The sequence below is a fragment of the Saccharospirillum sp. HFRX-2 genome, assembly GCF_043196805.1.
GTDB lineage: Bacteria > Pseudomonadota > Gammaproteobacteria > Pseudomonadales > Natronospirillaceae > Saccharospirillum.
Map to the genome: position 1 here is coordinate 819954 of NZ_JBEBMU010000001.1, position 22150 is coordinate 842103.

At 59.5% G+C, this 22150-nt stretch carries 19 protein-coding genes; 16 read left to right on the forward strand and 3 right to left on the reverse strand.

Annotated elements, in window-relative coordinates; translation table 11 throughout:
* Nucleotides 1-22: 22 nt before the first annotated feature.
* From ABMA60_RS04015 to ABMA60_RS04040, 6 genes are all read left to right on the forward strand, one after another.
* The gene (locus ABMA60_RS04015) at nucleotides 23-403 is read left to right on the forward strand and encodes a PleD family two-component system response regulator (protein ID WP_392800408.1); all 381 of its coding nucleotides are present in this window, start codon (nucleotides 23-25) and stop codon (nucleotides 401-403) included.
* A 63-nt stretch (nucleotides 404-466) separates the two neighbouring features.
* Nucleotides 467-844 carry a twitching motility response regulator PilH gene (gene pilH / locus ABMA60_RS04020; protein ID WP_392799065.1) on the forward strand — a complete coding sequence of 126 codons (378 nt, stop codon included), beginning with the start codon at nucleotides 467-469 and terminating at the stop codon, nucleotides 842-844.
* Between the two features lie 10 nt (nucleotides 845-854).
* Complete coding sequence (locus ABMA60_RS04025) at nucleotides 855-1397, forward strand: chemotaxis protein CheW (RefSeq protein WP_392799068.1); 543 nt, start codon at nucleotides 855-857, stop codon at nucleotides 1395-1397.
* 58 nt (nucleotides 1398-1455) lie between these two features.
* Nucleotides 1456-3552 (forward strand): methyl-accepting chemotaxis protein, encoded by a 2097-nt coding sequence (locus ABMA60_RS04030; RefSeq protein WP_392800411.1) that lies wholly within the window; start codon nucleotides 1456-1458, stop codon nucleotides 3550-3552.
* Nucleotides 3553-3806: 254 nt separating this feature from the next.
* Nucleotides 3807-10301 (forward strand): Hpt domain-containing protein, encoded by a 6495-nt coding sequence (locus ABMA60_RS04035; RefSeq protein ID WP_392799070.1) that lies wholly within the window; start codon nucleotides 3807-3809, stop codon nucleotides 10299-10301.
* The gene (locus tag ABMA60_RS04040; protein ID WP_392799073.1) at nucleotides 10291-10767 is read left to right on the forward strand and encodes a chemotaxis protein CheW; all 477 of its coding nucleotides are present in this window, start codon (nucleotides 10291-10293) and stop codon (nucleotides 10765-10767) included. The genes ABMA60_RS04035 and ABMA60_RS04040 overlap by 11 nt, the downstream gene beginning before the upstream one ends.
* Here ABMA60_RS04040 and ABMA60_RS04045 read toward each other — a convergent pair.
* Complete coding sequence (locus tag ABMA60_RS04045; RefSeq protein ID WP_392799076.1) at nucleotides 10744-13644, reverse strand: class I adenylate cyclase; 2901 nt, start codon at nucleotides 13642-13644, stop codon at nucleotides 10744-10746. The two genes, ABMA60_RS04040 and ABMA60_RS04045, sit on opposite strands and share 24 nt — an antisense overlap.
* A gap of 183 nt (nucleotides 13645-13827) precedes the next feature.
* Between ABMA60_RS04045 and ABMA60_RS04050 the strand changes: the two genes are divergently transcribed.
* The 5 genes from ABMA60_RS04050 to glpX all read left to right on the forward strand — a co-directional run bounded on the left by ABMA60_RS04050 (nucleotide 13828) and on the right by glpX (nucleotide 18495).
* Nucleotides 13828-14553: a response regulator gene (locus ABMA60_RS04050; RefSeq protein ID WP_392799079.1), complete on the forward strand. Its 726-nt coding sequence runs from the start codon at nucleotides 13828-13830 to the stop codon at nucleotides 14551-14553.
* Nucleotides 14553-15998 carry an ATP-binding protein gene (locus ABMA60_RS04055; RefSeq protein WP_392799081.1) on the forward strand — a complete coding sequence of 482 codons (1446 nt, stop codon included), beginning with the start codon at nucleotides 14553-14555 and terminating at the stop codon, nucleotides 15996-15998. The genes ABMA60_RS04050 and ABMA60_RS04055 overlap by 1 nt, the downstream gene beginning before the upstream one ends.
* Nucleotides 15999-16092: 94 nt before the next feature.
* Nucleotides 16093-16803: a purine-nucleoside phosphorylase gene (deoD, locus tag ABMA60_RS04060; RefSeq protein ID WP_392799084.1), complete on the forward strand. Its 711-nt coding sequence runs from the start codon at nucleotides 16093-16095 to the stop codon at nucleotides 16801-16803.
* The gene (gene cdd / locus ABMA60_RS04065) at nucleotides 16803-17210 is read left to right on the forward strand and encodes a cytidine deaminase (RefSeq protein WP_392799087.1); all 408 of its coding nucleotides are present in this window, start codon (nucleotides 16803-16805) and stop codon (nucleotides 17208-17210) included. The genes deoD and cdd overlap by 1 nt, the downstream gene beginning before the upstream one ends.
* 262 nt (nucleotides 17211-17472) lie before the next feature.
* Nucleotides 17473-18495, forward strand: a complete 1023-nt coding sequence (gene glpX / locus ABMA60_RS04070; protein WP_392799090.1) for a class II fructose-bisphosphatase — start codon at nucleotides 17473-17475, stop codon at nucleotides 18493-18495.
* 46 nt (nucleotides 18496-18541) lie between these two features.
* Here glpX and ABMA60_RS04075 read toward each other — a convergent pair whose 3' ends face one another.
* Nucleotides 18542-18799 carry an Atu4866 domain-containing protein gene (locus ABMA60_RS04075; protein WP_392799093.1) on the reverse strand — a complete coding sequence of 86 codons (258 nt, stop codon included), beginning with the start codon at nucleotides 18797-18799 and terminating at the stop codon, nucleotides 18542-18544.
* Nucleotides 18800-18918: 119 nt separating this feature from the next.
* Between ABMA60_RS04075 and ABMA60_RS04080 the strand changes: the two genes are divergently transcribed.
* On the forward strand, nucleotides 18919-19809 hold the full coding sequence (locus ABMA60_RS04080) for a LysR family transcriptional regulator (RefSeq protein WP_392799096.1): 891 nt from the start codon (nucleotides 18919-18921) through the stop codon (nucleotides 19807-19809).
* Between the two features lie 7 nt (nucleotides 19810-19816).
* Here ABMA60_RS04080 and ABMA60_RS04085 read toward each other — a convergent pair whose 3' ends face one another.
* The gene (locus ABMA60_RS04085; protein ID WP_392799099.1) at nucleotides 19817-20350 is read right to left on the reverse strand and encodes a GNAT family N-acetyltransferase; all 534 of its coding nucleotides are present in this window, start codon (nucleotides 20348-20350) and stop codon (nucleotides 19817-19819) included.
* A 109-nt stretch (nucleotides 20351-20459) separates the two neighbouring features.
* Between ABMA60_RS04085 and rraA the strand changes: the two genes are divergently transcribed.
* The 4 genes from rraA to ABMA60_RS04105 all read left to right on the forward strand — a co-directional run bounded on the left by rraA (nucleotide 20460) and on the right by ABMA60_RS04105 (nucleotide 22141).
* Entirely contained in the window at nucleotides 20460-20936 is a 477-nt protein-coding gene (gene rraA, locus ABMA60_RS04090; RefSeq protein WP_392799102.1) for a ribonuclease E activity regulator RraA, read from the forward strand.
* Complete coding sequence (locus ABMA60_RS04095; protein ID WP_392799105.1) at nucleotides 20936-21451, forward strand: GNAT family N-acetyltransferase; 516 nt, start codon at nucleotides 20936-20938, stop codon at nucleotides 21449-21451. The genes rraA and ABMA60_RS04095 overlap by 1 nt, the downstream gene beginning before the upstream one ends.
* A gap of 206 nt (nucleotides 21452-21657) precedes the next feature.
* Entirely contained in the window at nucleotides 21658-21891 is a 234-nt protein-coding gene (locus tag ABMA60_RS04100; protein ID WP_392799108.1) for a hypothetical protein, read from the forward strand.
* A complete protein-coding gene (locus ABMA60_RS04105; protein WP_392799111.1) occupies nucleotides 21878-22141 on the forward strand; it encodes a type II toxin-antitoxin system RelE/ParE family toxin in 264 nt (87 codons plus the stop codon). Before ABMA60_RS04100 ends, ABMA60_RS04105 begins: the two co-directional genes overlap by 14 nt.
* Nucleotides 22142-22150 lie beyond the last annotated feature (9 nt).

The window sequence follows — 22150 nt, forward strand, 5'->3', positions numbered from 1 at the left end:
ACAGTCGCCCTGGGATGATGCCATGGATTACAGCTACGAGAGTCTGACGGTCATGGTCATCGATGACTCCAAAACCATTCGCTTCAGTGTCAGCCGGGTGTTGCTGGACGCTGGTTGCCAGGTGGTGACCGCTACCGATGGTTTTGACGCGCTGGCCAAAATTGCCGATTCCAAACCGGACATTATTTTTCTGGATGTAATGATGCCGCGGCTCGATGGGTATCAGACCTGTGCGCTGATCAAGAACAACAGCCGGTTCCGCGAAACGCCGGTGATTATGTTGTCGAGCAAAGACGGTTTGTACGATCAGGCGCAGGGCAAGATTGTTGGCTGTGATCATTACCTGACCAAGCCCTGTGCCGATGCGGATTTATTGCAGGCCATTCGCGATTACGTTCAATAACGAAGATACTAACCTCTGTACCCGCGGGCCGGTGCCCGCATCGATCGAATCAATAGGAAACTCATGGCACGTGTTCTGATAGTAGACGATTCCCCAACTGAGACGTATGCCTTCCAGGGCATGTTGGAAAAGCACGGCTATGAGGTGCTAACCGCCGATAATGGCGCCGATGGCGTTGCCCTGGCGCGCCAGGAATTGCCGGATGTGGTGTTGATGGACATCGTCATGCCCGGTCTCAATGGTTTCCAGGCCACGCGCCAGCTCACCAAGGGCAGCGACACTGCCCATATCCCCGTCATCATCGTCACCACCAAAGATCAGGAAACCGACCGCGTCTGGGGCAAACGCCAGGGCGCCAGTGGTTATCTGGTTAAGCCGGTGACCGAAGATCAGTTGGCTGCCGTTATTGCCGGTGCGCTGACTGGTAACACCCAGGACTGATTGCGCCACCATGGCGGACCAGACGCCCCTGCAGCTGTTGCGTGATATGGCGCAGCGCTGTCACCTTCAGGCCGCCGGCCTGCCCGAAGGCACCGATATGGATGCCGCCTGGCACGGCATCGGTTTTCGCCTCGGGCAGCAGTCACTGGTGGTGGCCATGTCCGAAGTCAGTGAAATTCTCCAGGCGCCGCCAACCACTCGCCTGCCCAATGTGCAGCCCTGGGTTTTGGGGGTTGCCAATGTGCGCGGCCGCTTGATTCCGCTGCTCGATCTGAACCGTTTTTTCGGTTTCAGTGATGCCGGTCCGAGCCGGATCGGTAAGCCGGTGCTGGTGATGGAGCAGGGTGAGCAGACCGACGGCCTGCTGGTCGAGGCGCTCGATGGCGTGCAGCATTTCGACGACACCGATTTCAGCGCTGCGTTACCTGAAGTCGATGAGCGCTTAAAACCTTTTGTTCGCGGCCAATACCGACGTGATCAGCGCAGCTGGGCGCTGATTAGCCTGGCAGCGCTCTATGCCGATCAGCGTTTTCAGGCGGTGGCGCTGTCGTGAAGGTAATGAGCTATCTGCCCCGTCCGTGCCAGCCGCTTAGCCATTCTGAGGCCCGATGATGAAGCATAACTCCGGCAATGTTCTGGCCATTCTCAGCACCAACCGTCAGTTGGGTCTGCTGCTGGTGGCTTTGCTGGTGGTGATTCTCAGCTTGGTGGCTTTGGTGGTGCAGAACTTCCGGCTTAATCGTTTTGATCAGGATCTGCTCGATCAGGTCGGCGAAATGCGCGTGCTGTCGCAGGAGATTGCCAAGAATGCGTCGGAAGCTTCGGCCGGCCAGGCCGATGCCTTTGCCTTGCTGCAGCGCGCCCGTGATAACTTCCAGGCGCGTTACGACTATGTGCTCGACGGCGATGACAGCACCGAAACGCCCGCGCTGATTGAGCACGCCGCCAACATCGATACCGACCAGCTGGCGCGGGTCTGGGGACCGGTCAGCGACAACGCCAGCCGCATTATTGAATCGCGCGAGACCATTCTGAACCTGCTGGCCACCGCCGAGGTGCTGGCAGCGCGGGTGCCGGAAATGCAGGTCGAGTATGACGAAGTGGTCGATATTATGTTGCGCGGCGACGCCGAACCGGCGCAGGTGGCGCTGGCGACCCGACAAATCTGGCTGGCCGAACGCATCATGCGCTCGATCAACCGCGTGCGGGTGGGCGGCGAAGGTGCGGTGGTTGCGGCCGATACCTTCGAACGCGATGCCGCCCGCTTTCAGCAGGTGCTGAACGGCATGCGCGTTGGCAGTGACCGGCCGCGTATTGTTCGGGTTGACGATCCGGCGGCGCGGGAAACGCTCGATGAGATCGGCCGCTTGTTTGATCGGGTGTCGCTGTCGGTCAATGAGATCATCGCCACCTCGCCGCAGTTGTTTGCGGTGCGAGCGTCGGCGGCGGCCATCTTTATCGATTCTCAACGTTTGCTGGAAGAAACCTCAGCACTGGCGGCGCGCATTCAGCAGGAAGCCAATCAGCGTCCGCTCAGCAGTACCTGGCTGCTTTACGGCCTGGGCGTGCTGGCCCTGGTGCTGGTGATGCTGGCGGTCTTTGTTATCGTGCGCGACACCCAGCGTGACTTGCGCGAAACCGCAGCGGCTAACGAACAGAACCAGAACGCCATTCTGCGTCTGCTCGATGAGTTGACCGATCTGGCCGATGGCGATCTGACCACCCAGGCGTCGGTGACCGAAGACTTTACCGGCGCCATTGCCGACTCCATCAACTTCGCCATCGACCAGATGCGCCAATTGGTCTCATCCATTAATTCCACCGCCGTGGAAGTGTCGTCAGCGGCCCAGCAGACGCAGGCCACGGCCATGCATCTGGCGGAAGCGTCCGATCATCAGGCGCATGAAATTGCCGGCGCTTCGGCGGCGGTCAACGAGATGGCGGCGTCGATCGATCAGGTATCGGCCAATGCGCTGGAATCGGCTGGTGTGGCCGAGCGTTCGGTGGGCATCGCCAAGAAAGGCGCCGATGGCGTTCAGGCGACCATCAGCGGCATGGACAACATTCGCGAGCAGATACAGGACACCTCCAAGCGCATCAAGCGGCTGGGCGAGTCGTCGCAGGAGATTGGCGATATCGTCTCGCTGATCAACGACATCGCCGACCAGACCAACATCTTGGCGCTCAATGCCGCCATTCAGGCCTCGATGGCCGGTGACTCCGGCCGTGGTTTCGCCATCGTCGCCGATGAAGTGCAGCGCCTGGCCGAACGTTCCTCGGCGGCCACCCGCCAGATCGAAGCGCTGGTGACGACGATCCAAAACGACACCAATGAGGCGGTGATCTCCATGGAACAGACCGTTGCCGAAGTGGTGCGTGGCGCCAACCTGGCACAAGACGCCGGCGTTGCGCTCGAGGAAATTGAAGCGGTATCGCGCAATCTGGCTGACCTGATTCAGACCATCTCCAATGCCGCGCGCCAGCAGGCGTCGTCGGCCGGGCATATCTCCAATACCATGAACGTAATTCAGGAAATCACCTCTCAGACATCCGCCGGAACCAACGCCACCGCGCGTTCCATTGGTAATCTGGCGCAGCTGGCGCGCGATCTGCGTTCCTCGGTCGCCGGCTTTAAGCTGCCGGCGGCAGAGGAATACCCCGAGGTGCCCTTCCTGCCGGCGCTGGATGATGATGGCACGGTGCGCTGATTGCATTGCCGGCGGTGCTCACAAAACGCCATCGCGCATTACAGCCAGCGCAACTGGCGCCGATAACCCAGTGTCGAACCGAGCCAATCGGGTTGAATTGGGCAGAGCGCTGAACTTGAGTCAGAATACCGGCTTAAGTGCGAACAAGACGCTCGCCTGGCACGGACGCCAGGCGGCTGAAACAGGCTTTACCACCGCTAAGTCTGCCTGCGTCGATAGGCGGATAATCGATACGCAATACAAGGGGTAACGGCATGGTCGAGCGCCGTGATTACATAGCATTGGAATGGGTTCGGGGGGAGATCGACAAGACCCTGCGAACGGCCACGGACGCGCTGCAAAGCCATCTCGATACACCCGATCCCGCTGCCTTACAGACCAGCGCCGCGGCCTTGCACCAGATCAGCGGTTCGCTGCAGATGGTGGAATGCCACAGCGCCTCGCTGTTGGCTGAAGAACTGGAACACCTGAACCAGGCCTTGCTTGATGACGAAGTCGAGTCAACCTCGGACGCGGTGCAAAGGCTGCTCGATGCCAGCGCTCAATTGCCGGTTTATCTCGATCGTCTGGCGCAAGGCCAGGACGACAGCCGGGCACTGATCTTACCCGCCGTTAATCAGCTGCGCGCTGCGCGCGGCGAAGACGAACTCAGCGAAGCTGCGCTGTTTCATCCGGACCTGGATGCGGCCAATGTCACCAGCGACCACTCCGGCATCGAACTGTTCCGGCAAAACAATGTGCTGCAACTGGTGCGCAAGCTGCGGCAGATGTACGAACTGGCGCTGCTTGGCTGGCTGCGTGAGCTGGATGTCGAGGCCAACCTGAGTTATCTCGGCAAGGCGGTTTCGCGCTTGGCGCTGCTGACCGAGAAAACCCCGGTTGCTGCGTTGTGGCGCATCAGTGATGTCTTTACCTCGGCACTGGCGTCCGGCCGATTGGCGCGCAGCGCTGCGGTGGTCGAGTTATTACGCCAGCTCGACACCGAACTCAAACACCTGCTGGAAAACCCGGTGGAAGTGGTCGGCCTGCCGCCGGATGACGACCTGCTGAAAGAACTGCTCTATCAACTGGCTCAGGCCGACAGCGAACAATCAGCCTCGGCCGCAGCGCCGTCCGCCGATGCAGAGCCGTCAGCCGAAGCAGAGCCTGCGCCAGAGCCGACCGCAACAGCCCCAGCAGCGGCTCAGACCGCCAATGAAAACCGCCCGTCCGGGCTGAGCCCGGCCCAGGACGCCATCATTCAGGACGCCAGCGCTGGCCTGGAACGCGTTAAGGACGCGCTGGCAGAATTTGCCCAATCACGTTGGGACACCGCAACACTGGCCACCATTCCGGCCGAGATGGGCTCGCTGCGTTCCGACCTCGACGAAGTGCCATTGCCGGAAGCCGATGAAGTGCTGCGCTGCATCGATGGCTATATCAGCCAGCAGCTGATGGTCGACGACGAGGTGCCCGAGGCCACCGATATGGACGCCCTGGCCGATGCCATCATCGGCGTCCAGTACTACCTGGAGCAGCTGGCGCGTGAAGGCGCGGCTGATGTCGGTCTGCTGGAAAATGCCGCCGAAGCCATTACCTCCCTGGGCTTTCCGGCCGACTTGCAGGCCGCCACGGGCAGTGATCTGGATGAGGATCTCGATGGCGTATTCAGCGCCATGGAAGCGGACGACGATTTCAGCTCGGTGCTCGATGATCTGGACGGCTTTAACGCGGCGTCGGAGCACGAAGAACCCGATGCTCTCACCAGCCTGGAAATGGACGCCGGCGATGTGCGCGGCCGGGCCGACGACAAAGACAGCTCAGAGGATGACAGCGACGAGGACGCCGAAGCGCTGGATATCGACGGCATCGACAGCTGGTTGGCCGAAGCGGAATCGAGCTTTGCCACCGATCCGGCACTGGATGATATCGACGGTGATGACAGCGATGACGAAACCGCCGCCGACGAAGCCGCCCTGGAACAGATGGGCAGCGGCCCGTTGGATGCTACCGCCGAGGCTGAATCCGAACCGCTGGACGCTGAGACAGAGACAGAAGGCAGTAACTACGACGCCGCCGACTTCGATAATCTGCTCAGCGAAGACGGCGACGATTCCGGCGACGATGACAGCAGCCTGGACCGCGTTGACGAACTCGACGAAGCCGGCGTGGCCAATCTGCTGAACGACGATGGCGAAGACCTTGATGACCTCGCCGATCTTGATGCCCTGCTGGATAACGATGATGACGACGAAGACGCCATCAGCGCCGACGAACTCGATGAAATAGCGGCCCTGGCCGCCGCCGCTCTGGACGACGAGGATGAGGACGAGGAACTCGACCTCAGCGAGGCCATCGATAACGCCTTCGAAGTCGACGACGAAGAGCTGGCGCTGGAAGACCTGCCGCTGACCGACCTTGAGTTGGCCAACCTGGGTAACAGCGATGACGACCTGAGCTCGATCGATACTCCCGATCCGAGCCTGACCGACCTCGACCCACGCGATCTGGAACCGACCGATCTGGACCCCAGCGACCTGGATGGCCTGGCGCTGGAACGCGCCATTGATGCCGACCTGGTTGCCGCCGATATCGTCGACATCTTTATCGAAGAAGTTGGCGAAGTGCTCGATACACTGGCCGAGCATTACCCGCGTTATCGCGATCAGGCCGACGACAGCGAAGCCCTGGGCGAACTGCGCGGCGCCTTCTATACCCTGAAAAGCAGCGGCGAACTGGCCGGCGCTGAAGTCATCGGCGAGACTGCCTGGGCGGTGGAAAACATGCTCAGCCGCTTGATCGACGGCACTATTTCGCGCAGTGATGACCTGTTGCAGGTGCTCGAAGGCGTGATCGACGAACTGCCGGCGCTGGTGGCCGCCTATCAACAACGCCAGACGCCCGATGCTCGCCGCGCCGACGATCTGGCCGACAAAGCACATCTGCTGGCGCGCGGTCAGCCGGTCGACTGGAACGCCAGCGGCGACGACGCCGAACCAGACGTTGATGAAAACGATCAACCCGCCGAATCCGATGACGAACTGCTGGCCGTGTTCCAGCAGGAGCTGGACGAACACCTGGAATTTGTCGAGCACTTCTTGGAAGAGGCCGATACCGATCAGCCGGTGCCGGAGCGCTTGCATCGTGCGCTGCATACCATCAAAGGCTCGGCGCGCATGGCCAGCGTCGACGCTGTCGCCGATCTGGTACTGCCGCTGGAACAGCGGGTGCGCGAACTGCACGAACAACGTCAGCCGCTCAATGCGCAGATGATTGAACTGCTTAACGAAGGCGTGCGGCGTCTGCGGGCTGCGGCTGACGGTCGCAGTGAGCCGGATGATCTGGACTTTATCGACCGGGTGGTGCGCGCCAGCGGCCCGGCGACCGAGCTGGAAGCAGAGTTTGACGCAGAAGCAGCCACTGACGCCGAAGCGCCGGCTGAGCCGCCGACCACCGACCTCAATTCACTGCTGATGTCCAAAGGCGTCGATACGCTGCTCGAAGCGCCGCGCACCTTTCAGCAGTGGCAGACGGATGGCGAACCCGGCGAGGCGGTGGCAACGCTGGGCCATGAATTGAACCGGCTGTCGGAACAGGGGCGCGACCTGAATCTGCCGCCGGTGGTGGAAATGAGTCGCGGCCTGGCCTTGATGATCGAAATGGCGCTGGCCGGTGAAGTCGAGCCCGATGATGATTTCTTTGCGCTGGCCCAGCGTGGTCAGGAAAAACTGATCGAACAGCTGGATCAGTTGGCCGCCGGTCAGGATGTCTCGGTCGACAGCGATTTTGTCACCCAGCTGCGCCGCTACCGGGCCGATGCCGATCCGCTGAATCAACCGCCACAGCGCTTGACGCCGATGGACACCATGATCCGTCACGACCTGATTCCCGAAGCTGGCGATCAGCCGCCCGCCGATGCGGGCGCAGCAACGCCCGACCTCAGCGAGGCCGAAGAGGTGTTCCGGGTCAGCGGCGACAGCGAACTGGTGGATATCTTCCTCGAAGAAGCGCGCGATCTGGTCGACAGCATGCAGACGGCGCTGGAACAGTGGGAAGCCGACACCACCAATACGTTGGCGGTGGAAGGCCTGCAGCGCGATCTGCACACCCTGAAAGGCGGCGCCAGCCTGGCCGAGATCGAACCGGTGTCGGAGCTCGCGCACGAGATGGAATCGATGTACGAGGGCCTTAGTCAGGGAAAGTTGCAGCCCAGCAAGAGATTGCTGGGACTGATGCAACGCAGCCAGGATCAACTGGCGACGATGATCCAGCAGATCACCACGAGTCGGAGCTGCCGGTCGGCGAAGAGCTTGATGGAGACGATTCGTCAACACAGCAAAGCGACGCCGAGCCGGACGAAACCGAAGTCGAAGCCGACGACGAAGAAGCCGACGACGGCGCCACTGGCCGAAGCTGATGTCAGTGCGCACACCGCTGTGTCTGTTGCGCCTGGAGTAACGGGCTCGGCCGATGAGGTCGACCTGGATATTCTCGACATCTTTGTCGATGAAGCGGCTGAGTTACTGGTCGAAATCGAACAGCTGCTCGAAGCCTGGCAGGCCGATACCAGTCATGCTGAAGCGCCGGCGGAGCTGATGCGGGTGCTGCACACCCTCAAAGGTGGCGCCCATCTGGCCAAGCTGAAACGCCTGGCTGATCTGTGCCATGAGTTCGAGACCGAGGTGGCTCAGGCCGAAGCCGACCCGACCCAGCTTAATGACGCCTTCTTCGCCGCCATGCTGGCGCGCCAGGATCGGTTGGTGCAGGGCGTCGACAGCATGCGCACCCTGCTCAGTCGCGATGACAGCCCGCACGATTTCGGTCCCAGCGTTATGCCGCAGGCGGCGGAGACCTCGCCCCGCCTGGACACCACTTCCGACGTCGCGGCTGCGCCTGCGACGCGCGCCCCCAGCCAGGACAGCATCAAGGTCAACGCCGATCTACTCGAGCGGCTGGTGAATCTGGCCGGCGAATCCTCCATTGTGCGGGCGCGGCTGGAACAGGAAGTCAGCGATTTCCAATTCACCCTGACCGATATGGACGCCACGCTGGAGCGGCTGCGTGAGCAGGTGCGGCATCTGGATATGGAAACCGAGGCGCAGGTGCTGTTCCGTCAGGAGCGCGCCATCGACAAGGGCGATGCCGACTTCGATCCGCTGGAAATGGATCGCTATTCGCACATTCAGCAGTTGTCGCGCTCGCTGCTCGAAGCCAGTTCCGACCTCAGCGACCTGAAAGACACTTTGGTCGATAAAAGCCGCGATACCGAAACCTTATTGCAGCAGCAGGGCCGGCTGCATTCGGAACTGCAAGAAGGTCTGATGCAAACGCGGCTGGTGCCGTTCAGCCGATTGGTGCCGCGGCTGCGGCGCATGGTGCGGCAGCTGTCTTCCGAGTTGGAGAAGGAAGTCGAATTCAGCGTCGCCAATGCCGAAGGCGAGGTCGACCGGACGGTGCTGGAGCGGATGATTTCGCCGCTGGAACACATGCTGCGCAACGCCGTCGATCACGGCATCGAAACACCGCAGCAGCGCCGCGATGCTGGCAAAGCAGCGCAGGGGCAGATTGAATTAAGCCTGGCGCGCGAAGGTGCCGATGTCGTGCTGCGGCTGAGCGACGATGGCGCCGGTCTCGATGTTGAGCGCATTCGCCAGCGTGCCGAGCAAATGGGGCTGATCAGCAAAGACACGGCGCTGGATGATCACGCCATTATCCAGCAGATTCTCGAACCGGGGTTTTCCACCGCCGAAGCGCTGACCCAGGTGTCCGGTCGCGGCGTTGGCATGGATGTGGTGCACGCCGAAGTCAAACAGCTCGGCGGCAGCATGAGCATCGCTGGCCGGCCGGGCGAAGGCAGTCAGTTCACCATCCGGCTGCCCTTTACGGTGTCGGTCAATCGCGCCCTGATGGTGCGTATCGGCAACGATTTTTATGCCTTACCGCTGAGCACCATCGAGGGCATCGTCCGGGTGCCGGCGCAACAGCTGGATGCCATGGCGCACGGGGAACAGTCCGGTTTCGATTACGCCGGTACCCGTTACCAAACGCTCTATCTCGGTGCTTTGCTCGATGCCGGTCAGATCGCTGAGCTCAGCGCCGACAGCACAGCGGTGCCTTTGATCCTGGTGCCCGGCAGCGATTCGACCCAGCCGGTGGCGCTTTATGTGGATCAGTTGCTGGGCTCACGCGAGATCGTGGTAAAAACTCTGGGCCCGCAATTCAGCGCCCTGGCCGGCGTCTCCGGCGCCACCATTCTCGGCGATGGCTCGGTGGTGGTGATTCTCGATCCGGCGGCGCTGTTGCGGCATCGTCCGGTTGATGCCTCCCAGTTGGCGCCGTTGCTGCGCCGCAGCGCCAAAAACACCACGCCGACATCAGCAGGCCAGACGTTGAACATTCTGGTGGTCGACGATTCGGTCACGGTGCGCAAGGTCACCAGTCGGTTGCTGGAGCGTCAGGGCTGGCATGTCTGGCTGGCCAAAGACGGTCTGGAAGCGATTCAGTTGCTCCAGGAACAGCCGGTCGATGTGATGCTGCTGGATATCGAAATGCCCAATATGGATGGTTTCGAAGTCGCCCAGCAGGTGCGTCACGATGAGCGTCTGCACAAGCTGCCGATCATCATGATCACCTCGCGCACCGGCGCTAAACATCGCCAGCGTGCCCTGTCGATTGGCGTCAATGAATACCTGGGCAAACCCTTTCAGGAAGATGTGCTGCTCGACTGTATTGCGCGCCTGTGTGCGCCGGTAACCCGTGATGACGACTGAATTTGAGTCACCGCCCGGTGATGAACGGCTGGCGACTTTCTGGGTGCCGATGCAGCAAAAAAGCCTGGTGGTGCCGCAGGTGGCCATTGCTGAAGTCATCGCCAATGCCGATCTTAAGCCCGACCGTGAAGCACCGGACTGGTTGCTGGGCTGGCTCGATTGGCGCGCTCAGTCGGTACCGGTTATCAGCTATGAAATGGCCAACGGCCAAACCCTGGCCGCCGATTCAGCCGGCACTCGCCTGGCGATATTCAATGTCTTATCCGCACAGAACGAAGCGCTTTTTTTCGGGCTGCGCATTCAGGGCATACCGCGGCTGCTGCGATTGAGTGAGGCCGAAGTGCGCGAAGACAGCCTGGCGCATCGGGCGCCGATGCAACGCATGGCGGTGATCACTCAGCTGGGCAAAGCCAGTATTCCGGATCTGCAGGCGTTGGCGGAATTAGCGGCGACGCTGCGCCGCTGATTGGATCGGCACCGGCGCGTTGTTGTCTGTCGGCTGCGACGATGCCTGCTGTTGCATGGCTTCATTGATGCGGTGTTCCAGCCGCAGCTTGTAGCGCAGATAGTGAATGCTCTGCGCCTGACCATTGGGCAGACTGGCGATAACCCGGTCGGACAGAGTCAAGTCGGTAATGTGCAGTGGACCAGGGGCGCCGGGGTCACGCGAACGCCGCACCTGATCGGCGACCTGAGTGAAGAATTCATCGCCCAGTTCCTGGCTGGAAAATTCCTGATCGTTACACAACACCAGATATTCCGGGCTGCCATCCGGCCCCAATTCCATCACCGCCGGCACATGGGTGTCGTACTTGGCTTCCATCAGGGTCGAGGTGCGCATTCGTTTCATGCTGGGAATACCGCTCGGCAAGAGCGTCATTTCGTAGCACTGAATGGGCGTGGTACCCGGCGGCAAATCGCTGTCGTGGGCGTACAAACGATGCTCGGTCACCTTCAGAAAACGCAGCAGCGAGGCCAGCAAACTGGTCTTGCTGAGCACCGCCTGGCGGAAGCAAAACAGTGAGCCGTTTTCGTCGATGACATAGACCGTCGCGATGCGTTTGCTCACCTGATAAACCAGAGTAACGCCTTCCTCTTCCTGCTGATCGATCACCGCACGCAGGCGGTTTTTATCGGTTTCGAAATGGCGGTCCGGCAACAGGCGGCTGCGTCTTGGTTGTTCCTGACCGAGCCAGTCGATCAACTCATCCTCGGTATCGAAACTCAGGCTGTTGAGCTGACGTTTGTTGATGGTCAGCGCCTGATACTGCTCACCCAGGTTGTAGAGAAAACGCACTGGCTGGCGGCGGGCCACGTCGTACAGCGCTGAAACCGCATCCTCGAACAAATCCTGGATGCGTTTAGCGATGGCCGACGGTCGGGTCTGGTTATGACAGAAGGATTCCAGCAACGGCCGGTGCACGTATTTCTGCCGCGCCAGCAGCGACAGCAAAAAATGAATCGACTGGGGCAGCGCATCGACCTGATCGAAATGTTCCACCACCACTTCGCCCCAGGAATTGATCACCACCATGTCGATGCTGGCGACCAGATTTTCGCGCAGCGAACTGAAATCGAGGCTGTTGGAGCGCGCGGAGATTTTTTGCAGGCCGCGCCGGGTCAGATGCTGCAGCGGATCGCAACCGAGGTTGGAAAACAGCAGCACGCGTTCCACCTGCGCCGGTCTGTAGAAGCTCGACTGCGGCACCGGCGGCATACCCAGCGGCAGCGATTGGCGCAGGTCGGCGAGCGTCTTGCGCACTTCAAAATTGGTCACCGCACTGTATTGCGAGAACACCGGTATGTGCAGGTGAGCAGCCAGCAGGCCGTTGAGGTGACACCACAGCATGGTCTCCAGCAGACCACTGGATTTTTTCAGGGTGCTGCCGATCTGGCCGTTGGGTAACTGACTGTGCGCCACCCAGTAAGACGGCTTGCCTTTACGCGGGCCAACTTCCTTGATGCGGATTTTTTCGTGGCTCAGGTCGACTTCGTGACCGAAACTGATGAAGTCAATTTTGCCGCGCCGGCGATCAAAAGCAGCGTGCAGTTTGCGGCTGAGAATCAGCAGATCCTGCTGACTCATCATATGGTTGCTTTCATGCTCGGCGGCAAATTTGGTCAGGAAACGATAGGACCGCGTCAGCTCGTTAATCAGCAGTTTGCGTTCGGCCATGATGTCCTGAATCGGCCAACCGGTGTGACCGTCCAGATAAGCCAGGTAATCGCTTTGCCAGCCCCACTCCTTGGTCAGTTCCGCCATCAGAGCGCGACGCCAGGTGCTCGACTTGGCCGGTTTCGACAGCGGTATGCCGGCTTTGAAATAGAAACAACGGCGGATCAGTTCCAGCCGACTGGTTTCATTTTGCTCGCTTAAATAGCGTTCGATGCGCCGGTACAGCATGACGTAGGGATCGAGCTCATTGAGTTCGACGGAGCCATGATGAATGGCGCTTTTATACTGGTGCGCCAGGCTGGTGACCTGGGGAAATTCGCGCGCATAGACTTCCAGCAACAGCAATTTGAGCACCGACTTGTGCGGTGAATCGATGCCTTTGTACAGCTGCCACATGCCGGCGCCGATAAACTCGCCCGCCGGCAGCGAGGGCAGCGCGCCGAAATCGATCGACTCTTCCAGCCGGGCGACGCCGCGACCGCGAAATTCCCTGACCAGGGTTTCGTAACGATCTTCCTGATCGGACGGTACAAACCACCAGGCCGGCGGCGCGCCAGCCAGCAATTGGCCAGTACGATAGAATTCATCGAGCAACAAAAAATGCTGGGTGGAGCCGCAGTTTTCGCCGGTCAGCGAGCGCTGATCGCCGGCTTCGAACTGCTGGGAGTTCATCAAAAAGAAGTGCACTTCCAGATTAAAGCCTTCGGCCCAGAGGCTGATCATCTCGGCTTTGGTTTCCAGCAGATCGATCTGGCGCGGCGTCAAATCGGGCCGGTAGCACAGCCAGATATCCAGGTCGGAACTGGTCGATTGCGCCACTGAGCCAGACGAGCCCATCAGATAGAGGCCGGAAATTTGCGGATTCAGGGCACGGGCGGTGCCAGGTCGGGCGGAGAAGTTGATCGCCTGCAGCAGATTCAGTGTGCCCTGGGTGGGCTGGTATTGAATCACGCCGGTGGGCACGTCCGGTTCGACAAAATAGCCCGGTGAGCCGCGCAGATGGGTGTGAAACAGCAGCGGCAGCAGTTCCAGGCATTGTTTCTGTTTGGTCTGCAGGCTTTCGCGCAGGCGCGTCAAACGGCCCTCGTTGATGGCCAGAAAGCGATCGCGATAGGTGCGCAAAGATTGTTGGGCGGGCGCCGGGGCGGCCTGAGCTTTTTTGACCACAACTGAGCTCGAATACGCGGCAGACAGTCCTCCAGTGTAATTCATTTTTTGCGTTTGAACCGAGGCCGTCGTCTCATTCGTGGTCGCAATGTTATACTTTGCGGTCCAAACGGCCGGCGAGCACCGTTAGACTTTCGCGCCGGGCCAAGTCTGGCTTTGTGAACGGCAAGCAGTGGGACCAAGATGCACGCAGAACAACAAAAGCGCATCCTGGTGGTGGACGACGACGAAGATATCCGCAATCTGCTCAAGGAGTATCTTGAGAAGAATGGCTTTGTGGTCGTCACCGCCGCCGATGGGCAGCAAATGCGCCAGTACTGGCCGCATGAACGACTGGATCTGATCGTTCTCGATATCATGATGCCGGGTGACGATGGCTTCACCCTGTGCAAGGAAGTGCGCGCTCGCTCGCGCGTTCCCATCATTATGTTGACCGCCGGTTCCGACGAGACCGATCGCATTATCGGTCTGGAACTGGGCGCCGATGATTACGTTGGCAAACCCTTTAATCCGCGTGAATTGCTGGCGCGCATCAAGGCGGTGTTGCGGCGCTATGACGAAACCCCGGACAGTTCGCCGCTCGATGCCCGTCAGCGGCTGCGCTTTGGTCGGTGGCTGCTCGATCTGACCAACCGCGAACTCACCGACCCGGACGGTACCGCCCATTCGCTCAATGGTGCCGACTTCAATTTATTGCGGCTCTTTGTCAGCCGGCCGGGCGAGGTGCTCAGTCGTGATGATCTGAGCAACGAGCTGCGCGGCCGCGATTCGTCACCCTTCGATCGCTCCATTGACGTTCAGGTCAGCCGCCTGCGTTCGCGCCTGCACGATGATGGCAAGTCACCGCAGTTGATCAAAACCGTGCGCGGTGCCGGCTATATCCTGACGGTGCCGGTCTCGCCTGAATAATGCCGCGCTTCAGCTTCACCTCTTTATACAGCCGCCTGCTGGCGCTGATGGTGCTGGGTTTGATCAGCGCCTTCAGTTTCAGTAACTACGTCTGGCTGTATTTTCTCGAAGGTCAGCGCCAGCAACAGGGCGAATCGATGGCGCGCGATATGGCGTTTTCGGTGGGTTCGACCATGGAATTTATCCGCGCCTATCCACGCGACTATCGGCATCTGATCATCAACCAGTTGCGCGATATGGGCGGCTCGCGCTTTCTGGTGTCGGTGAACGACAACTTTATTCCGGTCGAACCGATTCGCGACAGCCTGGCCAAGCAGCAGTTTCTCGATCAGTTTCAGCGCTCCATTGAAGAAAAACTCGGTCAGCGGCTGGCTGATCTGAGCGTCGAATTTGCCGATCCGCGTTTGCTGAATGTCTATGAAGCCGACATCCGCCTGGTCGATCTGCCGCCGCGCTGGGCGCAGAACACCCTGATTCTGGAGCCCGATCCGCCGCCGGTACTGGTGGCGCAAGTGCCGGTAGGAGAAGGCGAATGGCTGTATCTGGCGGGTTTGTTGCCCGATCCGTATTTTCTGTCCGAGACCAAATACCTCGATCAGGGGCAGCTGTTTTTCCTGACCATCTTATTGATCGTGCTGGTGACCATCGCCTGGTTTGTGGTGCGCTGGATGACCCGGCCGCTGTCGGATCTGGCCGCAGCGGCGCGCCAACTGGGTACCGATATCCATCTGGCACCGCTGGATGAAAAGGGCACTCGTGAAGTGAAGGAGACCGCGCGCGCCTTTAACCTGATGCAGGAGCGCGTGCTGCGTTTCGTCGACGATCGCGAACGGCTGTTTTCGGCCATCTCACACGACCTGAAAACCCCCATCACCCGACTGCGTTTGCGCGCCGAAATGATGGATGACGATAACAAGGTCAAACCCAGCATGATCAAGGATCTGGAAGAACTGGAGGCCATGGTCAAGGGCGCGCTGGATTTGGGGCGCAGCACCGATGTGCACGAAAACACCCATCCCATCGACATCAACCAGATGGTCAATACGCTCAAGGATGATCTGGCCTTGCTCGGTTACCCGCTGGAAATTCGCGGCCTGGCGCGCTGGCCGTTTTACGGCAAACCGCTGGCGCTGAAACGCTGTCTGTCGAACCTGGTCCACAACGCCGCTTTTTATGGCACTCAGGTGAAGCTGGAGATTGTCGACAGCCGACAGGAGCTGAAAATCTATGTGGTCGATAACGGCCCGGGTATTCCTGAAAGCGAGATCGACAAGGTGTTCGAACCCTATGTGCGTCTGGAAACCTCGCGCAACCGCAACACCGGCGGCGCCGGTCTGGGCTTGAGCATCGCGCGCAATATTGCCCACGCTCACGGCGGTCAGTTGAAACTGCGCAACCGCATCAGTTCGGGTCTGGAAGCGGCGGTGTTGTTGCCAAGACGATGACGGGTCGGCTGAAACTGAGTGGCTGGTCGCGCTCGCGGCAAGCCGTTATAGTGCTGCAAGTTGAACATTTGGTCAGAAAATTCACGAGGACTCTATGCCTACTCCCCATATCAATGCCAATGCTGGTGATTTCGCAGAAACCGTGCTGATGCCGGGCGATCCGCTGCGCGCCCAATACATCGCCGAAAACTTCCTCGACGGCGCCAAGCGTGTCACCGATGTGCGCTCCATGTTCGGTTACACCGGCACCTTTGACGGCAAGCCGGTGTCGGTGATGGGCTCAGGCATGGGCGTGCCATCAATTTCCATCTACGCCAAAGAACTGATCACCGAATACGGTGTGAAAAACCTGATTCGTGTTGGCACCTGCGGCGGTATTGGCGATGACATCAAGCTGCGCGACGTCATCATCGCCAGCGGCGCCAGTACCGATACCGGCGTCAACCGCACCCGTCTACTGGGTTACGACTTCGCTGCCACGGCCAGCTATGCATTGCTCGAAGCGGCGGTGGCGAGCGCGCGCAACGCCGGCGTCGAAGCTCAGGTCGGCAATGTGTTTACTTCCGATCTGTTCTACTCGCCCGAAGAAGCGCTGATCCCGACGCTGCGCAAGATGGGCATTCTGGCGGTGGAAATGGAAGTGGCTGGCCTGTACGGCGTGGCTGCTGAATACGGCGCTAAGGCGCTGGGCATTATGACCGTCAGCGATCACATTGTGCGTGGTGAAGCGACCAGCTCGGACGAGCGCCAGACCACCTTCAATGAAATGATCCAGATCGCCCTCAAAGCAGCCGTGAGTCTGTAATGATGGCAGCTCCTGGTGATCTGAAAGCGGCGGCCAAGGCGGCTGCGGCCAACGCTTACGTGCCCTACAGCGAGTTTCCGGTCGGTGCTGCGCTGCGTACTGCCGACGGCCGCATCTTCAGCGGCTGCAATGTGGAAAACCGCTCCTATCCGCTGGGCATGTGCGGCGAACGTACCGCCATTGGTACGGCGGCGTCGGCGGGTGTGCGGCCTGGCGAAATCCTCGAACTGGTGGTTTATATGCCGGGCAACAATCTGTTTTCGCCCTGCGGTGGCTGCCGTCAGGTGATCGCTGAATTTATGCCTGCCGATGGCAAAATCTGGGCGACCAACGACGTCGATGGTCTGCGCGAATGGACCGCCACTGAACTGCTGCCGGACGGTTTCAGCTTTGAAGGTCTGGGCTGACCGAGCGGTCAAAAAGCGGAAATAAAACTACAACTTAAACGTTTAGGCCCGGTCGATCGCCGGGCCTTTTTCGTCATTAAATTTCTTTTCCACCTGAAACCGTTTTCCGTGCTTGTGCCCCCTCTTGGCGCCGGTATAGTCGGCGCTACCGGTCGGTCAGATTCCCCCCTTGAGAAGAGCCAGCATACTGGCCACGGAGCGCCCGACCGGTGCCTATCAGCTAACTTTCTTCAGGAAATAAAATGAAGCCGCAGGTAACACCATGAAGCAACAGCCCGATCGAAATCTGGGCATGGAGTTGGTGCGGGTGACTGAGGCGGCGGCCCTTTCCGCATCGCGCTTTATGGGCGCGGGCGATAAGGAGGCCGGCGACGGCGCTGCCGTGGACGCTATGCGTGCTGTACTGCAAACAGTCAGCATGGATGGCGTCGTAGTCATCGGCGAGGGCGAGAAAGACGAAGCGCCTATGCTCTATAACGGGGAAAGCGTCGGTACCGGCGCCGAACCCAAACTCGACATCGCTGTCGATCCGGTCGAAGGCACCCGCCTGCTGGCCACCGGCCGTCCCAATTCCATTGCTGTGGTTGCTGCCACCGAACGTGGCGCCATGTGGGATCCGGGCCCTTCTTTCTATATGAACAAGATCGTCGTCGGTGAAGACGCCCGCGACGCCATCGACATCACCCAATCGGTTGCTCGCAACCTGTATTCCATCGCTGAAGCGTTGCAGCGCAAGGTCAACGAAGTCACCGTTTTCGTGCTCGACCGGCCGCGCCACAAAAGCCTGATCGAAGAAATCCGTGCTGCCGGTGCGCGCGTGCAACTGCACACCGATGGCGATGTGATGGGCGCGCTGATGGCAGCCATTCCCGGCACCGGCGTCGATGTGCTGATGGGCATTGGCGGCACCCCCGAAGGGGTGATTTCCGCCGCTGCGGTAAAAGCGCTGAACGGTGGCATGGAAGGCGTGCGTTCGCCGCAATTAGAAAGCGAAAGACGCAAGCTGGTGGAACTGGATATCGATCTCGACCAAGTGGTGCGGCTCGATGATCTGATCGCTGCCGACGATGCCTTCTTTGCCGCCACCGGCATTACCGGCGGTCCGTTTTTGGATGGCGTGCATTACGATCGTGACGGTGGCATCACCACTCACTCAATCGTTATTCGTGCCGAGTCCGGTTCGCTGCGTTTTATCAAGGGCATTCACCGGTTGAAACGGTCGATCGAGTTCGGTCGGCCGTCGAAGCAAAGCTTCCAGGCGATGGTGGATATCGCCGCCAAGTAATGGCGTAACGAAGCAGCGGGAACCTTGGTTCCCGCTGCTTTGCTGTTCAGCGCCGATGCAACACCATGCCAGCATGATGTAACACATCAGAGTCCACAAAATCGCCATCGGCGGTAAAGCCGGTATCGTCCCAGTAATCGATATGATTGCCACGCACTTCGTAGCGGCCTTCATAGGCGCGCTCGCGTGCACCTCGCGCTTCGATATAGCGGCCATTGGGCAATAACTCGTGGCGAATAAAGCCATCTGCGGTCATCCACATGCCCGAGTAAGGGTGAGAGGGATTGTTATTAGACGGGCTCATCAAGTGCTCCTGTTGTCGTCTTTAGGTCGTTAAAAACCGGACGCAGATTAAAACGCTGGATTGTCGAGGAGTATCCCGTTAATACTGGACGTACTGGTTAGCAATGCTTATCAAAGGTTATGGATTTAAACCTGTTAACGAGCTTTATCGCCGTCGCTGAAGCCGGCAATTTCCGAGCTGCGGCGGACCGTTTGGGGGTGACGCGCTCGGCGGTCAGTCAGTCGGTGCAGCGGTTGGAGGAGGCGTTGCGGCAGCCCTTGTTCCGGCGTACTACTCGCAGTGTGCGGCTGACCGACGAAGGTGAGCGTCTGCTGCGCGCCGTTTCCAGCCCGCTCGGTGACATCAGTTCGGCGCTGCAGGCGACGCTCGATGTGCCGGGCTCGCCGCAAGGGCTGTTAAGAGTCACCGCCACCTCCATTGCCGAGCGTTTTTTGTCCGGGCCTTTGATTGCTGGTTTCGCTGAAGCCAATCCGGGCATCAGTCTGGATGTCACCGTTTCGGATGAGGAATTTGATATTGTCGCCGCGGGCTTTGACGCTGGCGTCCGTCTGGGTGAGGTGATTGAGCAGGATATGGTGGCGGTGCCGCTGACCGGGGATCAGCGGCAAGTGACTGTAGCGGCGCCCTCTTATGTCGCGCGTTATGGCCGGCCGGAGCATCCGCGCGAGCTGACCGATCATCGCTGTATCGGCTGGCGACCGAGGCCGGAGACAGCGCCTTATCGTTGGGAATTTGAACGCGACGGCCGCGCTTTCAATGTGCAGGTGTCGCCGCAGGTGACCACCAACGACATGCTGCTGATCGTGCGTACCGCCCTGGTCGGCGGTGGCATCGCCTTCGGTATGGAAGAAACCTTCTTGCCGTACATTGAACGCGGCGAACTGATCACCTTGCTCGACGACTGGCTGCCGCCCTTTAACGGTTTCTATCTGTACTACCCCAGCCGCCGTCTGGTGACACCGAAACTGCGGGCGTTAATTGATCACGTTCGTGCCTTTAACCAAGACTGATATGCACTCACCAGCGATCATTGATCAAAGCCGTCAACACGTGGTCGCGCCACTGGCCGTTAATGAATAAATAATCTTTCGCCAGACCTTCGCGTTCGAAGCCGAGTTTTTCCAGCACCCGGCCGCTGGCGACATTCCAGGGTTGGTAGTTAGCCATCAGTCGATGCAGGTTGAGGGTATCGAAGGCGTAACCGACCACGGCGACCAAGGCTTCGGTCATCAATCCCTGTCCCTGGTGTGCCTGGGCGGTACGGTAGCCCAGATGGGCCGCCTGAAAGGCGCCGCGCACCACATTGGTCAGACCCAGATCCAGCACCAACTCGCCGTCTTTAAAACCATAAAACCGGTAGCCGCGGCCTTGTTTCCACAGGCGTTTCTGCGCCTTAAGCCGGGCTCTTGTCAGACCCACTCTGGCTGGCAAATCGCCGCCCCCTTGGGCAAAATGATCGGCGTTTTGTTGATAGTAACGATGCAGTGCGCGACCGCGAATCCCCGCCGGGCCGGTCACTGTCAGGCGCGGTGTTTGCAGTTTGACAGCCATAAAAGCGTTCCTTGTACGAAGCTTATCAACGATCAGAATTCAGCCTTCGGTTGGCCATCCATGATGACCACTGAACCTCACTCCCCAGTCGAATAAGCGAGTCTACCCTATGTGGAATACGCCTGACCTCTGTGATGATCATCCCGATGCCGTTCAGGTACTCGAACCTTTGTTCCAGGATTTTGGCGGCAAGCCGGCGTTCTTTGGTCAAGTGGTGACCGTGCATTGTTACGAAGATAATTCCCGGGTCAAAGAACTGGCCGGCACCGACGGCGATGGCAAGGTGATGGTGGTCGATGGCGGTGCGTCGTTGCGCCGAGCTTTGATCGGCGATCAGATCGCGCTCGATGCGGTGAATCATGGCTGGCAGGGCGTGGTAATCAACGGTTGCGCGCGCGATATTCACGAACTGCGCCGTATGCCGATTGGTGTGCGGGCGCTGGCCAGCATACCCGTACGCACCGAGAAAAAAGGCCTCGGCGACGTCGATGTACCGGTCGAATTTGCCGGTGTCACCATTGAGTCAGGCATGTGGTTGTACGCCGATGAAACCGGCATCCTGGTCAGCAAACAGAAATTGTTCTGATGGTTACCGAGTGGTCCTATGAACTGACTTCGCCCGACGCCATCAACGTCAAACCCTGGCCCGCCGATGTGCCGTTGCGCTTTGACGAAGTCGAAGTGAAGCAGGGCGAACTCAATCGCTTTTTGTATCAGTGGATTGGCCAGCACTGGAACTGGTTTATGAAGCTGGACTGGTCGCTGGAGCAATGGCGTGAACACACCGAACGGCCGGAGCATCGCATCTGGCTGTTAACGGTGCGCGGCACCCCCGCCGGCTATGTGGAGATGGAGCGCCAGGATGGTAACCAGGTTGAGTTTATTTCCGTGGGTCTGGCCAAACCCTTTATCGGTCAGGGCCTGGGTGGGCCGATGTTATCTGAAGCTTTGAAGGTTGCCTTCGAGTGGACCGATGGCGAGGGTCGTCGCCCCGAGCGCATCTGGTTACACACCTGTTCCGACGATCATCCCAGCGCGCGCAATAACTACGAAGCGCGTGGTTTTAAGCTGTTCAAGACCGAAGAATTTCCGGATCCCTAGGCAGCTTGCATGGTCATCGTCTGGTATCTGGCTCTGGTTCGACCGGAGGATTTGCAGCCCAAGGCCTGGCCGGCCAGGGCGGTGCCGTATTTTGCCGAAGCGGAACACAACAGGAATGGCTCGTCCAGCATAAGCCGTTTTTTTGGTTTGACGCTATGACGCTTTGACATCATGATGTTAATTCATTGCATCGTCTGGAGAGCGCCATGAGCGAGATATCGAAGCGTTCCACGGTTTATTTTGACCCTCAGCTGCACGCTGCCTTGCGGTTGAAGGCCGCCCATACGCACCGTTCCTTGTCGGACCTCGTCAACGATGCCGTTCGTGCGGCTCTAGCTGAGGATCAGGAAGATTTGGCGGCATTCGAGGACCGAGTAGCCGAGCCAACCATGAGCTACGAGGCTTTGCTGGATGACCTGAAGGCACATGGCAAGCTATAAGCTGGTTGTCAGGAAGTCAGTCGCCAAAGACCTTCGGTCCATTCCCAACAAGGATGTCGCCCGCCTTCTGCAACGTCTTGAGGAGTTGAGGGAGAACCCCCGGCCGATCGGCAGCGAAAAACTGTCAGGACAAGAACGTTACCGAATCCGGCAGGGTGTTTACCGGATCATCTATGAAGTGACGGACGAGCTGCTTGTGGTAACGGTTGTGAAAGTTGGCCACCGCCGGCATGTCTATAAGCGCAACTAATCGGATAAT

Coding starts and splice junctions, on each gene's coding strand:
- glpX (WP_392799090.1), top strand. CDS start 17,473: ATGAAGCAACAGCCCGATCGAAATCTGGGCATGGAGTTGGTGCGGGTG.
- ABMA60_RS04025 (WP_392799068.1), top strand. CDS start 855: ATGGCGGACCAGACGCCCCTGCAGCTGTTGCGTGATATGGCGCAGCGC.
- ABMA60_RS04085 (WP_392799099.1), bottom strand. CDS start 20,350: ATGGCTGTCAAACTGCAAACACCGCGCCTGACAGTGACCGGCCCGGCG.
- ABMA60_RS04105 (WP_392799111.1), top strand. CDS start 21,878: ATGGCAAGCTATAAGCTGGTTGTCAGGAAGTCAGTCGCCAAAGACCTT.
- ABMA60_RS04040 (WP_392799073.1), top strand. CDS start 10,291: ATGACGACTGAATTTGAGTCACCGCCCGGTGATGAACGGCTGGCGACT.
- deoD (WP_392799084.1), top strand. CDS start 16,093: ATGCCTACTCCCCATATCAATGCCAATGCTGGTGATTTCGCAGAAACC.
- ABMA60_RS04030 (WP_392800411.1), top strand. CDS start 1,456: ATGAAGCATAACTCCGGCAATGTTCTGGCCATTCTCAGCACCAACCGT.
- ABMA60_RS04100 (WP_392799108.1), top strand. CDS start 21,658: ATGAGCGAGATATCGAAGCGTTCCACGGTTTATTTTGACCCTCAGCTG.
- ABMA60_RS04050 (WP_392799079.1), top strand. CDS start 13,828: ATGCACGCAGAACAACAAAAGCGCATCCTGGTGGTGGACGACGACGAA.
- pilH (WP_392799065.1), top strand. CDS start 467: ATGGCACGTGTTCTGATAGTAGACGATTCCCCAACTGAGACGTATGCC.
- ABMA60_RS04055 (WP_392799081.1), top strand. CDS start 14,553: ATGCCGCGCTTCAGCTTCACCTCTTTATACAGCCGCCTGCTGGCGCTG.
- cdd (WP_392799087.1), top strand. CDS start 16,803: ATGATGGCAGCTCCTGGTGATCTGAAAGCGGCGGCCAAGGCGGCTGCG.
- ABMA60_RS04015 (WP_392800408.1), top strand. CDS start 23: ATGGATTACAGCTACGAGAGTCTGACGGTCATGGTCATCGATGACTCC.
- ABMA60_RS04095 (WP_392799105.1), top strand. CDS start 20,936: ATGGTTACCGAGTGGTCCTATGAACTGACTTCGCCCGACGCCATCAAC.
- rraA (WP_392799102.1), top strand. CDS start 20,460: ATGTGGAATACGCCTGACCTCTGTGATGATCATCCCGATGCCGTTCAG.
- ABMA60_RS04075 (WP_392799093.1), bottom strand. CDS start 18,799: ATGAGCCCGTCTAATAACAATCCCTCTCACCCTTACTCGGGCATGTGG.
- ABMA60_RS04080 (WP_392799096.1), top strand. CDS start 18,919: ATGGATTTAAACCTGTTAACGAGCTTTATCGCCGTCGCTGAAGCCGGC.
- ABMA60_RS04035 (WP_392799070.1), top strand. CDS start 3,807: ATGGTCGAGCGCCGTGATTACATAGCATTGGAATGGGTTCGGGGGGAG.